The sequence below is a fragment of the Caulobacter sp. GW821-FHT10A10 genome (assembly GCF_059415745.1).
The window spans coordinates 1-13,729 of the sequence record NZ_JBWKNV010000014.1 but is presented as its reverse complement, the minus strand read 5'-3'; the positions used below and the strand labels follow the sequence as shown (position 1 = coordinate 13,729).

7 protein-coding genes are annotated in these 13,729 nt (G+C 71.6%); 1 reads left to right on the top strand and 6 read right to left on the bottom strand.

Annotation, left to right across the window (positions count from 1 at the left end):
• Positions 1-5: 5 nt before the first annotated feature.
• The 6 genes from AC07NS_RS25635 to AC07NS_RS25610 all read right to left on the bottom strand — a co-directional run bounded on the left by AC07NS_RS25635 (position 6) and on the right by AC07NS_RS25610 (position 9,964).
• Positions 6-1,391 carry an efflux transporter outer membrane subunit gene (locus tag AC07NS_RS25635; RefSeq protein ID WP_494607948.1) on the bottom strand — a complete coding sequence of 462 codons (1,386 nt, stop codon included), beginning with the start codon at positions 1,389-1,391 and terminating at the stop codon, positions 6-8.
• A complete protein-coding gene (locus AC07NS_RS25630; protein ID WP_494607946.1) occupies positions 1,391-2,542 on the bottom strand; it encodes an HlyD family secretion protein in 1,152 nt (383 codons plus the stop codon). The genes AC07NS_RS25635 and AC07NS_RS25630 overlap by 1 nt, the downstream gene beginning before the upstream one ends.
• On the bottom strand, positions 2,539-4,212 hold the full coding sequence (locus tag AC07NS_RS25625; protein ID WP_494607944.1) for an MFS transporter: 1,674 nt from the start codon (positions 4,210-4,212) through the stop codon (positions 2,539-2,541). The genes AC07NS_RS25630 and AC07NS_RS25625 overlap by 4 nt, the downstream gene beginning before the upstream one ends.
• Before the next feature lie 276 nt (positions 4,213-4,488).
• Complete coding sequence (locus AC07NS_RS25620) at positions 4,489-6,684, bottom strand: TonB-dependent receptor (protein ID WP_494607942.1); 2,196 nt, start codon at positions 6,682-6,684, stop codon at positions 4,489-4,491.
• A gap of 38 nt (positions 6,685-6,722) precedes the next feature.
• Positions 6,723-9,605 (bottom strand): M16 family metallopeptidase, encoded by a 2,883-nt coding sequence (locus AC07NS_RS25615; RefSeq protein WP_494607940.1) that lies wholly within the window; start codon positions 9,603-9,605, stop codon positions 6,723-6,725.
• A gap of 134 nt (positions 9,606-9,739) precedes the next feature.
• The gene (locus AC07NS_RS25610; RefSeq protein WP_494607938.1) at positions 9,740-9,964 is read right to left on the bottom strand and encodes a hypothetical protein; all 225 of its coding nucleotides are present in this window, start codon (positions 9,962-9,964) and stop codon (positions 9,740-9,742) included.
• 240 nt (positions 9,965-10,204) lie between these two features.
• On the opposite strand from AC07NS_RS25610, the gene AC07NS_RS25605 reads away from it, so the two are divergent.
• On the top strand, positions 10,205-13,441 hold the full coding sequence (locus AC07NS_RS25605; RefSeq protein WP_494607936.1) for an autotransporter domain-containing protein: 3,237 nt from the start codon (positions 10,205-10,207) through the stop codon (positions 13,439-13,441).
• The last annotated feature ends 288 nt before the right edge of the window (positions 13,442-13,729 follow it).

Here is a 13,729-nt window from a genome sequence, read left to right as displayed (position 1 = left end):
TCCCCCTACCGCCCCTCGCCGACCGTCCAGCCGCCGCCCAGGGCCTGGTAGAGGGCGATGGCGTTCTGGAGGCGGGCTTCGCGCACCTGGGCGAGGCCGAGATCGACGGCCAGCAGGCCGCGCTGGGCGTCCAGCTCCTCCAGATAGGACACATAGCCGGCCCGGTAGCGGCGGCGGGCGTGGTCGAGGGCAGAGGCGGCGGCGGCGCGCTGGCGCACGGCGGCCTCTTCCTGCTGCGCCAGCCGGCCGGTTCCCTCCAGGGCGCTCTCGACCTCGCCGAAGGCGGTGAGGGCGGCCTTGCGATAGGCGAAGGCGGCCTGGTCGCGACGAGCCGTGGCCGCGTCGGACTGGGCCCGCAGGCGGCCGCCGTCGAAGATCGGCGCCAGGACGCTGGCCCCCAGGCTCCAGATGGCGATCGAGTCGAGGGGCTCGACATGCAGCCCGCCGCCGGCGGCCGACAGCCGCACCTGGGGCAGGAAGGCGGCGCGGGCGGCGGCCAGGCTGGCGTCGGCGGCGGCCAGGGTCGCCTCGGCCTGGGCGATGTCGGGTCGGCGGGCCAGCAGGGCCGAGGGCAGGGGCGCGGCCGGTTGGGGGATGCTCAGGGCGTCGAGGCTTCCGCGCGTCACCGCGCCGGGGACGTCGCCGACCAGCAGGGTCAGGGCGTTCTCCTGCCGGCGGACGGCCAGCTCCAGGGCCGGGACGCGCTGGACGGCGGATTCCAGCTCGCCTTGCGCCTGGCGCAGTTCGAGGTCGGAGGTGACGCCCTCGCCGGCCCGGCGGCGGGCGCGGGCGGCGGCTTCCTGGCGCGAGGTCAGGGTGGCGCGGGCGGTGGCCAGTTGGGCGTCCAGCGAGACGAGGGCGACATAGGACCGGGCGACGGCGGCGGCCACCGACAGGCGGGCGGCGTCGCGGGCGTCGCGGCTGGCCTGCAGGCTGGCGCGGCCGGCGGCGTCGCTGGCCCGGATGCGGCCCCACAGATCGACCTCGTAGGCGATCTGCGCCTCGGACTGGACGGCGGTGCTGGTGGTCGCGATCCCGAAGGCGTTGAAGGTGCGCTCCTTCTGGGCGCCGGCCGTCAGGTTGAGCGAGGGCAGCAGGGCCGCATGGGCCATGCGGCTCTGGGCCTCGGCTTCGCGCACCCGGGCCTCGGCCGCGCCCAGATCGGCGTTGCGGGCCAGGGCGACGGCGACCAGGTCGGACAGGCGCGGGTCGCCGAACGCCTTCCACCAGTCGGCGGCCAGGGCGTCGGCGCTGGTTTCGGAGGGGGCGCGCCAGCCGGCGGGCGGGACGAGGGCGGTTTCAGGCGGCGGCGCGGTCTTCGGACCGGGTGTCGCGCAGGCGGCCAGCAGGCCGGCCAGAGACAGGCCCGCGAGGAGAAGGCGGCGCGCCATCAGCGGCGGCCCCCATTCTGCTTGGGCGTGGCCACGTCGACCTCGGCCTCGACCGACATGCCAGGGCGCAGGCGGGCGACGTCCGGCTGGTTGGCGTCGAGCACGATGCGCACCGGCAGGCGCTGGGCGATCTTGGTGAAGTTGCCGGTCGCGTTCTGGGCCGGGAGGATGCTGAACTCCGAGCCGGTGGCCGGCGAGACCTGCTCGACCTTGCCGGTGAAGCGCTGGTCGCCCAGGGCGTCGACGGTGACGGCCGCCGTCTGGCCCGGCCGCATGCGGCCCGACTGGCGCTCCTTGAAGTTGGCGATCACCCAGCGCTGCGGCGGCACCAGGGCCACCAGCTGGCTGCCGGCGGTGACGTACTGGCCGCGCCGCACCCCCACCTGGCCCAGCTGACCGTCGGTGGGGGCGGTGACGATGGTGTTGGCCATGTCGATCTCGGCCAGGCGCAGGGCGGCGCGGGCGGCGGCGACGGCGGCCTCCAGGCCCTGGCGCGAGACGCCGACCGAGCGGACGTCCTGGCGGGCGATCTCGTGGCCGGCCTGGGCGGACGCGAGCGTGGCCTCGGCGGCGCGCAGGGCCGCCCGGGCCTGGTCGCGCTCGCGCAGCGACACCGAGCCGTCGGTGGCGAGATCCGCGACGCGGGCCATGTCGGCGCGGGCCCGCTCGACCTGGGCCTGGGCCGAACGGATGTCGGCGGCGCGGCTGAGGACCGTGGCTTCGCGCGAGGCGCGGGCCTGGACGGAGTTGGCGAGGTCCGCCTCGCGGGCGGCCAGGGTGGCGCGGGCCTGGTCGAGGCGCTGGGCGTAGATCCGCTGGTCGACCTCGAACAGCGGCTGGCCGGCGCGCACGGTCTGGAAGTCCTGGGCCATGACCTTGACCACGTAGCCGCTGAGCTGGGGCGCGATGGTGGTCACCTGGCCACGGACATAGGCGTTGTCGGTGCGCTGCACCGAGCCGGCGAAGGGCGGCAGCTTCCACAGGAAGAGGATCAGCAGAACGACGACCAGTGTGCCCAGGGCCGTCAGCACGATGGCCCGGGCGCTGGGCGGCTTGGGCCGGGCCGGCGGCGGAGCGGCCGCGGCGGCGCGGTCCTCCGGCTGGGGCGCGGACTGGGGTGCGGAGGGCGGCGGCGAGGGCGCGTCGGTCATGCGGTCTCTCGGGACGGGGCGGCTGGCGCGGGGGCGGGCGGCGAGGCCGCCATGCGTCGGGCCAGGAGGAAGAACAGGAAGCCGGCGTAGGCGAACTGCAGCAGGGCGATGACGCCGACCACCAGGAACACGTCGTTGAAGGCCAGCACGTTGGCTTGCTGGGTCAGCTGCTGGGTCAGCAGGGCGCTGGCGTCGGCGGCGCGGAAGGCCGGGTCGGCCTGGGTGGGGGCGTAGACCCCGGCATAGGCCTGCAGGGTGGCGGCGACGGTCGGGTCGGTTCCGGTCAGGCGCTCGGCCAGGCCCACTGCGTGCGACTGGGCGCGGACGGTCTGCAAGGTGCCCAGCATCGACGCGCCGAACAGGCCGCCGAGGTTCTGGGCCACCCCGAACATCACCGAGAAGGTGATGATCGAGCCCAGGCCCCGGGTCAGCAGCTGGCCGATGCCGAACATGAAGGACGGGCCCAGGAACATGGCCGCGGCGAAGGCCAGCAGGGCCTGGCTGACGAAGAGGTTGGCCGGGGCGGTCTGGACGGTGGCCTGGGCGTCGAGGAACGAGCCCATGGCGATCAGCAGGATCGAGCCCAGGAACTGCGGCGCCAGGGTCTTCTGGTTGAGGGTCATGGCGCTGGTGACGATGCCGGCGGCGGTGGCGGCCAGCACCACGCCGTAGAGCAGGCGCTGCTGCTCCTGGGCCAGGCCCAGGGCCTGCATCAGGCCGGCGGCGCCGACGCTCTGCTCGGAGAGGATGACCCGCACCAGGGCGACGTTGAGGCAGAAGCGCAGGAAGGCGCCGGTGGCCACCCAGCGGGTGTCGATCAGCGGGTGGGTGCGGCCGTGCTCGACCAGGGCGCCGGCGACCAGCAGGATCACGGCTGCGGCCAGGCACCAGCCCAGCCACGGGGCCTCGAACCACCAGACGATGCGGCCCAGGCCCAGCACCGCGACCAGCAGGCCAAGGCCTCCGCCCAGCAGGCCGAAGGTGAGGATGTCCATGCCCTCGAAGACGTGGATGCGCACCCCCTGGGGCAGGCGGAACAGGGTGACGGCGGCCAGGCACGCGGCGGCGAGGCAAGCTTCGAGCGCATAGAGCCCGTGCCAGTAGGCCGCGTCGAGCAGGCCCGTGGAGATCAGCCGGGCCAGGGGCGCGCCCAGCTGCGAGACGCCGACGCCCAGCACCAGCGCCCCCATCCGGAACGAGGCCGGAAAGGCCTGCAGCATGTAGAACATGGCCAGGGCGGTGAGCGCCGCCGCGCCGACCCCGCTGATCGCTCGCAGCAGCAGGGCCATGGCGAAGTTGTCGAGCAGCAGGTGGGCGAAGGCGGTGACGGTGTAGAGGGTCAGGAACACCAGGGCGAACCGGCGGATGCCGAACTGCTGGCGGTACTTCACCAGCAAGAGGTTCATCGAGATGTTGGTCATCACGTAGATGGTGGTCAGCCAGGCGCCCTGGACGGGGCTGAGGCCCAGCGAGCCCTGGATGGCTGGTAGGTTGACCGAAACCAGCGCCGTGCCCAGCGAGCCGGTGATCCCGATCAGCAGGCTGATAAGGCCGTGGATGACGCGGAAGTGGGTCGGGAAGGCGGGCGTCGAGGGCGAGCCGGGCATCATCGGCCGCTCGTGCGGCAGCCAGTCCGGGACGGGTCCGATCTGCTCGCCGTGCTGGGGCATCGCGCGGCCCCGTCAGGCGGAGGGCGACACGGTCAGGCGGCGCGCGCGCGGCGCTGGCATGCAGATCCGAAGCAGAAACGACGTCATCGCGCCCTCATGTCCTGTCCAGCGACGCGACTGTGGGCCGCCTCGCGCGGCCGGTCAAATGCGGCGCGCGGCTTGACGGTTCGGGCGCGACGGGGGCGAGCGGACCTCCTGGATCTCCTCTCCACCGTCAAATCCCCGCGAAGGCGGGGAAGGACGGAGAATGGGGGGGGCAGGATCGTCAGGCAGACCCTAGAACCTGCTGGCCAGCCCGATGCGGACCATGCGGCCGATCGGGTCGCGGTCGTCGCGGCCGTAGCCGGGGGCGGGGCGGCCGTCGCCCAGGCGCGCGCGGGGGCGGGCGTCGAGCAGGTTGTCGACGTCGAGGCTGAGGGTGAAGCCGCGATTGCGGCGCGCCGCGATGGCCGCGGGGCCGCCGGACGAGGCTCCGGGCGGGGTGGGGGCGGCCTTGCGATTGACCAGATAGCTGAGGCGGGCGTTGATCGTGCCGAAGGCGGCCACCTTCAGGTCGCCGTCTCCGTCCTGGCCGCTTTCGGCGCGGATGCGGTAGGCGCTGCGCCAGGTGGCGCCGGCGTTGACGCTCCAGGGGCCACGACGGGTGCTGAGGGCGAGGCCGAAATCCTGGCGGGGCGTACCGCCGCCGTCGCCGGCCAGACGGTCCATCCGCGGCAGGCCGGCGCGGATCACCGTCTCGTCGTCCAGCCGCACCGTGTGGGTCAGCGACACCTGCACCGGGCCGACGGACGGCAGGGCGCCGGGCGGGGCGGGTGGGCCGAGCGGGATGTTGAAGGTGAGGTTCGAGGTCAGCGAGCTGGAAGTCGCCGAGGCGATGTTGATCGGCCGCTGGTCGATGCTGACCAGCCGGCCGTCGGCGTCGCGCTGGAAGCGCTCGGGGAAGGCGGCCTCGACGTCGGCGGTGGGCGTGGGCAGGGAGCCGATGCCGTCGGTCGCCTCGCTGTGCTGGTAGTTGAGGCCGCCGAACAGGTTCCAGCGGCTGTAGGGACCGGCCGAGACGCCGAAAGTGACGGTCTCGCGCTTGGCGGCCTGGAGGTCGGGATTGCCGCCGGTCAGGGGCAGGACCTCGACCGACTGGCCGGTGCGGAAGTCGAACACCACGATCGGGCTGCCGTAGAGCGTCGGCGCGAACCGCTGATCCTCGCTGGGCATGTCGGCGGCGCGCGACCAGGCGCCCGACAGGTTCAGCTTGCGGACCGGCGTCCAGAAGAGGTTGGCGCCAAGATTGTCGCCGCGGCCGGAATCGGCGTGGCGCAGGCCCGCCGACAGCCGCAGGCTGACGTCGCCGATATGCGGGCCGGGCCGGTCGATGGTCATGGCCGAGCTGAGCAGCGGGATCGAAACGGAACCGTCGAGATCCTGGCCGCTGCTGGAGGTCGAGCGGTCGATGCCCTGGCTCTGGCTTCGGGTCTGCGCGTGGGTCGCCGAAAAGCGGCCGGAAAGGTCGGTCGTGAGCTGGCCGGCCGGCAGGGTCAGGAGCGTGCGGTTGGCCGCCAGGAGCAGGTTGGCCGAGCGGTTGTCGCTGCGGGCGTCGCTGAGGCCCGAGGATTCGGTGTGCGAGACGAGGCCCGTCACGGTCGAGCGGATCTGCCAACCGGCCGCCTGGCCGCCCAGCCCGCCGACGAGATTGGCGCTGCGGCTTTCCGAGCGGTTCAGAACCACGGTTCCGCCGGTGTCGGAGGTGAAGCTGCTCTCGCTGGCCTGGAGCATGGCGCGCACCGAGCCGCGCCACTTGCCGACGCCGCCGGTGCGCGAGAGGTCGGCGCCGATCCGCCGCGTCCGCGGACGCAGGGTGGCCTCGGCGCTTTCGGGGTTGTCGGCCAGATAGTCCGGCCGCTCGTCGGCGCGCAGCGAGGTGTCGGTCGCCACCCGCACGCCGATGCGGCTGGTGTTGAGGTCCTGGATGCGCCCTCGACGCAGGTCGCCCGACAGGTTGGTGGTTTCGCCGGCGGTCGGCCCGGCGGCCGTCAACAGTCCGTCGCGGCTGGCGAACGACTTCTGCAGGACGATGTTGACGACCCGTCGCGAGGGATCGCCGCCGGCGCCGTAGGCCGCCCCGGCCGAGGGCGGAAGCACCTCGATCCGGGCCAGGGCGTCGGGCGGGAAGCCGGTGAAGGCCTCTGCGTCCGACACCCGCTGGCCGTTGACGATGATCACCGGCGCCGAGCCGCCGCCGAAGCGCTTGTTCACTTCGTTGACGACCTGGCTGATGTCGTCGAGGGCCAGGGCGTCGATCTGGTCGGGGCTTAGTTCGTACTCTGGCGGCATCAAGGCCGCGCCCCGCCGGGCGGTGACCTCGACGCCGTCCAGAGCGACCGGCGCCTCGTCGACGGCCTGCGCCGTCACGGCCTGGGCCTGAGCGGCCTGGGTCGAGACGGCGGGGTCGGCGAGGACGCACAACAGCCACAGCATGGCCTAGCGTCCGGCTGCTTTCGAGGGCGCGGGCACGCTTACTTGCCCTTGGCGGGGGTCTTGGTCAGGGTCGGGCTGTCGAGGTCGAGCTTGTCGATCGGGATCGTGACGGCCTTGGGGGCGGCGGCCTTGACGCCGTCGCCCATGGCCTTGGCGTCGCCGACCACGATGACGCTGGCCTTGGCCGGGTCGAGCTCGGCCTTCGAGAAGGCCTGGACGTCGCTCGCGCTGACCGCCGAGACCTTGTCGGTATAGGCCTGGATCTCGTTCAGCGGCACGCCGTAGACGGCCAGGCTTCCGAGGATGTCGGCCAGGCCCCCGGACGTGCCCAGGTCGCGGCCGAAGTCGCCGATCAGCACCGACTTGCGGGCCTGCAGCTCGGCCGGCGAGGCCGGCTCGGTTCCCAGGCGGGTGAGTTCGCCCTTGATCAGCTCGACCACCTGGCCGGCGGACTCGTTCTTGGTCTGCACCGTGGCCGAGAAGCCGCCCGAGGCCGCGCGCGGCGTCAGGCTGGAGCCGGCGCCGTAGGAGAGGCCGCGCTTGATGCGAATCTCCTGGTTCAGGCGGGCCGAATAGCCGCCGCCCAGCACGCCGTTGGCCACCAGGCCCGCGTAGTAGCGCGGATCCGAGCGCAGGATGGCCGGCTTGGCCACCACCACGGCCGCCTGACCGGTGCCCGGCAGGTCGATGACGACGTCACGCGGCGCATAGGCGGTCGGGCCGGGGGCGGGCGCCGGGGCGGGACCGGAGGGGTTGGCCCAGCCGCCGAACGCCTTTTCAGCCAGGGCGAAGCCCTGCTCGGGCGTCAGGTCGCCGGTCAGCACCAGCACCGCGTTGTCGGGGCGCCAGTAGGCGGCGTGGGTGCGCACCAGGGCCTCGCGGGTGATCCTGGGCAGCGAGCCGGGCGTGCCGCCGGCCACGTGGCCATAGGCCGAGCCGGCGTAGATCACCGGGGCGACGGCGAAGCCCGCCACGCCGCCGGGACGCTGGTAGGTCACCGACAGGCCGTCCAGCGCCTCGGCCCGCACGCGGTCGAGCTCCTCGGCCTTGAAGGCCGGCTTCTCGGCGACGTCGGCCATGATCGCCAGGCCCTCGGCGGCCTTGTCGGAGATGACGCTGAGGGTCAGGGACGAGCTTTCCCAGCCCGAGCCGGCCGAAAGGTCGGCGCCCAGGGCCTCGGTCGCCTGGGCGATCTGGGTGGCGGTGCGGGCGCCGGCGCCTTCGGTCAGCAGCTCGGCGGTCAGGGCCGAGACGCCGGCCAGGCCCTTGGGATCGGCGCTGGAGCCGCCCTTGACGGTGAGGTCGGCGGTGACCAGCGGCAGGTCGCTGGACTTGGCGACGATGACGCGCAGGCCATTGGCCAGCACCTTCTCGACCGGCGTCGGCAGCACCGGCGAGACCGGCTGGCCGGGGGCGGGCGGGGCGATGCGCTCGGCCTCGGGCGCCAGGGTGGTGACCGGGCCGTCATAGCCGACCGAGGCCACCTTGGGCGGAGCCGGGAAGGGATCGGCCTCGCCCTTGGGCCTGGCGCTTTCCGGCAGGTAGCGAATGACGGTGCGGCGGTCGGCGGCCAGGTACTTCTGGGCGACCCGCTGGACGTCGGCGGCGGTCACCGCCTGCAGGGCGGAAAGATCGGTGTTGGCGCGGCCGGCGTCGCCTTCGGTGCGCAGGGCGTAGCCGAGCGCCGAGGCCCGGCCGTCGATGGTTTCGCGCTCGCGCACGGCGCCGGCCAGCAGGCCGGCCTTGGCCTCGGCCAGTTCGGCGGCGGTGGGCGGGGCGTCGCGCAGGCGGGCGACCTGGGCCAGCAGCGAGGCCTCGCCCTGCTGGGCGGTCTTGCCGCCGGCCATGATCGCGCCGACGTAGAACAGGCCCTGCTGGGCGCTGTCGGGCGCGGCCGAGAAGGTCGATTGGGCGATCTTCTGATCGTAGACCAGGCTGTCATAGAGGCGCGAGGACTTGCCGGCCGACAGGATGGCGTCGAGCACGGCCAGGGCCGGAACGTCGGGATCGGCGGCCGGCGGGGCCAGCCAGGTGATCGCCACCGCCGGCAGCGGCACGTTGGGGCCGTAGGTGGTGACGGTCTTGGGACCAGCGCGCGGCGGCTCGACCGCGGTGACCGCCTTGATCGGCGCGGCCGGGGTCTTCAGCGGGCCGAAATACTGGTCGATCCAGGCGTCTAGCTGCGCGTCGTCGAAATTGCCGACCACGATCAGGGCGGCGTTGTCGGGCCGGTAGTAGGCGGCGTGGAAGGCGCGCACGTCGTCCACCGTGGCCGCGTCCAGCTCCTCGATCGAGCCGATGCCCGGGCGCTGGTAGGGGTGCACGGCGTACGAGGCGCGCGGGATGTTGATGAAGAAGCGGCCGTAGGGATTGGCCAGCACGCGCTGGCGCAGCTCTTCCTTGACCACGTCGCGCTCGGACTTGAACACCGCCTCGTCGATGACCAGCGAGCCCAGGCGGTCGGCCTCGGCCCACAGCAGGCGCTGCAGGTGGTTGGCCGGCACGACCTCGAAATAGTTGGTGAAGTCGTCGGCGGTGGAGGCGTTGTTGAAGCCGCCCACGTCCTCGGTCAGGCGGTCGAGCATCTCGTTGGGCATGTTGCGCGTCGATTTGAACATCAGGTGTTCGAAGAGGTGCGCGAAGCCCGAGCGGCCGATCGGGTCGTCCTTGCTGCCGACGCCGTACCAGACCTGGACCGTGACGTTGGGCGTGGTCACGTCGCGCGAGGTGTAGACCTTCAGGCCGTTGGGCAGGGTGCGCTCGCGATAGACGATCGGCGGAACGGCGATGTTCGCCTTCGACGCCGAAGTCGCGGCCGCCGGCTCGGCGGGCGAGGCGGCTTGGGCGGCCGAAATCGGGGTCAGGGCGGTGGTGGCGACGGCCAGGGCCGCGAAGGCGGACACGGCGGCGGGGCGGATCATTCGCGAGTACTCCGAAGCAGACCGCATAGGCTTAGGCGCCCCGGAGCCATTAGGCAATTTACAGTTGTGTCACTTGTCGCGGCTTCCCTCGCAGACCGTCAGGAAGTGTCGCCTGAGGCGCACCGGCGGCCGCCTCAGTTGATCGCTGCGGACGGCGGGCTGTAGGCGGCCAGGCGGACCAGCACGCCCTCGGCGTTCTTGCGGTAGTAGCCGCCGGGCGAGCTGAGGGCGCCGCCGCAGGCCGGGCAGGGCTTGTTCACGGAGACCTTGCTGCTGAGCAGGTCGAGCACGTCCTGCTGGAGGGTCAGCACGGCGGGGCCGCCGCAGGCCTCGCACTTCAGGGCCAGTCGGGTCGACATCAATCGCTCTCCATCGTCGCCAGTTCGCGGACTGGGGCGCCGCCGGCGGGAGTGGGGGAGGGGGCTCCGGGGGCGCGAGCACTGCAAGAAAACCCCTCGAGATGGCGTGCTCATGACCAAGTCTTGCAAGGATCGGCCGATCCTTGCAGAGAACGCGGTTCTCGTAGCTTCGCCGCAAATCCGGGGCCATCGTCTCGCTGCACACGGTCCCTATCGACGCGCTCATACAGGAGACGCGTCATGAAGAGACTGACCTTGATCGCGACCGTGGCGACCGCGCCGCTGCTTGCGATCGGCCCCGTGGCGCACGCCGAGAAGACGATCAGCAGCGACTCCCGCACCACGCCCGTCGCCACCTCGACGGCGAGCGACGGCACGGCCGACGACGTCAAGATCACGACGGCCGGCGCCATCACCCTGTCGACCTCCGGCGCGATCGTCACGCTCGACAGCAGCAACACCGTCACCAACAACGGCACGCTGAGCTCCGAAGACGTCTCCGACTCCATCGGCATCCTCGTGCTGGGCGGCAACACCGGCACGGTGACCAACGACGGCACGATCTCGCTGACCGAGGACTATTCGGCCACCACGACCTCCAGCATCGTCCACGGCGCCTTCGCCGAGGGCTCTGGCCGCTACGGCATCTATCTGAAGGGGACGGACGCCTTCACCGGCGACGTCACCAACAGCGGCACGATCACCATCGAGGGCAACGACTCCTACGGGATCCTGCTGGAGTCCCCGCTGATCGGGAACCTGATCAACAGCGGCTCGATCTCGATCGTCGGCGACGACAGCACCGGCATCAAGATCTCGGGCGGGGTGACCGGCAACGTCACCCAGTCGGGCTCGATCAGTGTGCAGGGCGAGAACTCGGTGGGCCTGTCGGTGGATTCCGCCGTCTCGGGCGCGCTGTCGATCGAGGGCAGCGTCAACGCCACCGGCTATCGCTACACCAGCCGGGCCAGCGCGACCTCGACCCTGGCCAAGATCACCTCCTACGCCGACAACCTGCTGCAGGGCGGCTCGGCCGTGGTGGTCTCGGCTGACGTGGCCGGCGGCATCATCCTGACCGGCTCCGACAGCACGGTGACCGTCGACGGCACCACGACCACCACGGTGACCACCAGCTATTCCTCGACCGGCACGGGCTCGATCTCGGTGCAGGGCGAGGCGCCGGCCCTGCTGATCGGCTCGGACACCCAGGACGTCACCATCGGGGCGGTCGGCACGGACGCCGACGCCTACGCCCTGATCATCAAGGGCTCGATCTCGGCGGCGGGCATCTATGACGGGGTGACGTCCACGGCCCTGCAGATCGGCGGCGACGCCGGCTACGCCACCACCCTTGCCGGCGGCATCCGCCTGGACGGCTCGATCACCTCGTCGTCCTACGAGGCCGACTCGACGGCGATCCACCTGAAGTCCGGCGCCGACGTCGAGACGCTGTTCAATCGCGGCTCGATCAGCGCCAGTTCCTATTCCTACGCGGAGTCCGGCACGACGGCGACCGCCTACGGCCTGGTCGTCGATTCCGGCGCCACGCTCAGCAGCCTCAACAACACCGGCACGATCGCGGTGACCCGCACCGGCGAGAGCGGCGATGCGGTGGCGGTGCTCGACGAGTCGGGGACCCTGACCTCGATCACCAACAGCGGCCACATCTACGCCGCGGTGGTGGCCCCGACCGTGACCACGGCGGGCGACACGGTGACGACCACGGCCACCGGCTCGGCCATCGCCTTCGACCTGACGGCCAACACCACCGGCGTGACCCTGACCCAGACGGCCGCCACCTCGAACAGCGGCTCGGTGGCCGGCACCACCTCGGTGACCCTGACCACGACCACGGCCACCACGATCACGCCCTACATCTATGGCGACGTGCTGTTCGGTTCGGGCGACGACACGCTCAACATCTACGCCGGCTACCTGATCGGGGCGATGTCGTTCGGCGAGGGCGACGACGTCCTCAACATCGACGGCGGGGCCACCGCCTATGGCGACCTGATCGACCCGGACGGCCTGGGCTCGCTGACCATCGGCGACGGCCGCCTGACGGTGACCAACACCGACACCATCGCGGTCAAGAGCCTGAACCTGGGCTCGGAATCCGAGCTCTACATCACCGCCAACCCGACGACCGGCGAGAACACCTCGTTCACGGTGGGCACGGCGACCATCGCCAGCGGCGCGACGATCGGCGTGCGCCTGACCAGCCTGCTGACCGAGCCGACCACCTATACGGTGCTGACCGCCGACACCCTGACGGCGGGAACCCTGGCCAGCAGCGTCTCGCAGGCGCCCTATCTCTATGTCGCCAGCGCCTATGCCGAGGACAACAGCGTCTATCTGGACGTGCGCCGCCGCACCGCCGCCGAGGCGGGGATGAGCAGCGGCCAGGCCTCGGCCTATGACGCGGTGTTCGGTGCCCTGGGGGCGGACTCGACCATCGCCGACGCCTTCCTCGTGCAGTACACGCGCGACGGATTCTACAATCTCTACAACCAGATGCTGCCCGACACCGGGGTGGGGGCGTTCCGCGCCCTGACCTCGATCAACCAGCAGATCGGCGAGGCCACGGCCGACCGGCCCGACGCCGGCGACCGCTATGGTCCCGACAGCGTCTGGGTGCAGGAAGTCAACGCCCTGGTGCGGATCGACGACGGCGACACCCTGGGCTCGGACACCTATGCGGTGGGCTTCGTGGCCGGCTACGAGGCCATGGGCGACGCGGGCGGGGCGCTGGGCGTCACCCTGTCTCTGGTCAATCTGCAGTCCAAGGACACCGCCGCCAAGGTCGGCGAGCAGAACAGCGGCATGTTCGGCCAGACCGGCGTCTACTGGCGCCGCTCGGTCGGCGGGTGGCGGTTCAATCTCGGCGGGGGAGGCGGCGGCGGCCGCTTCAAGGGCCGGCGGGTGTTCATCTCCGAGGACGTCGACAGCGACGGCGAGGCCGACGTCTACCTCAAGAACCGCTCGGCCTGGTACGGCCTGACCGGCTACGCCTTCGGCGGGGTCGCCTACCGCCAGGACTTCGGCAAGGCCTATCTGCGGCCCGAAGCGCGGCTGGACTACACCTATCTCTACGAGAGCAAGCAGGAGCAGTACGGCGGCGGCGACGGCTTCGACCAGGTCATCCAGGCGCGCTCGTTCGACAACCTGTCGGCCAATCTCGGCGTGGCCTATGGCAAGCGCTACGAGAACGCCGACGGGGTGTGGTTCGAGCCCGAGGTTCGGGTCGGCTATCGCCAGACCCTGGCGGGCGACATCGGCGAGACGGTGGCGGCGTTCACCGGCGGCGGCTCCAGCTTCACGATCAGTTCGATCGACAACCGCCAGGGCGCGCTGACGCTCGACTTCGGGGTCAAGGCGGGCTCGGCTCTGTCCTATTTCGCGGTCAAGGGCGGGGTGGAGGCCACAAGGCATCAGAAGGCCTACAAGCTGAGCTTCAGCGGGCGGGCGATGTTCTAGGGGCGGTTCCTGGGTTTAGGGGACGCCCGCGCCTGGTTCGTGAAGGCCAGGGGAGCGATGTTCCCGAGGCAAAATGCATTTAAACCAACGTTACGTGAAAAACCTGTTTGACATCTCCGTAGGGTAGTCTAGATAGCCGCCTCCGCCGCAGCGCAACGCACCGGCGGGGGCCGCTCCCGGGACTTCCGAGGCGGTCTAGGGCTCCGGCCCAGGTCTTTGACATTGTTGATTTGGAAAGAGAAACGCAGGCGGCGGCGCTCTGGCGGTCACCCTTAGGGGTGACGCAAT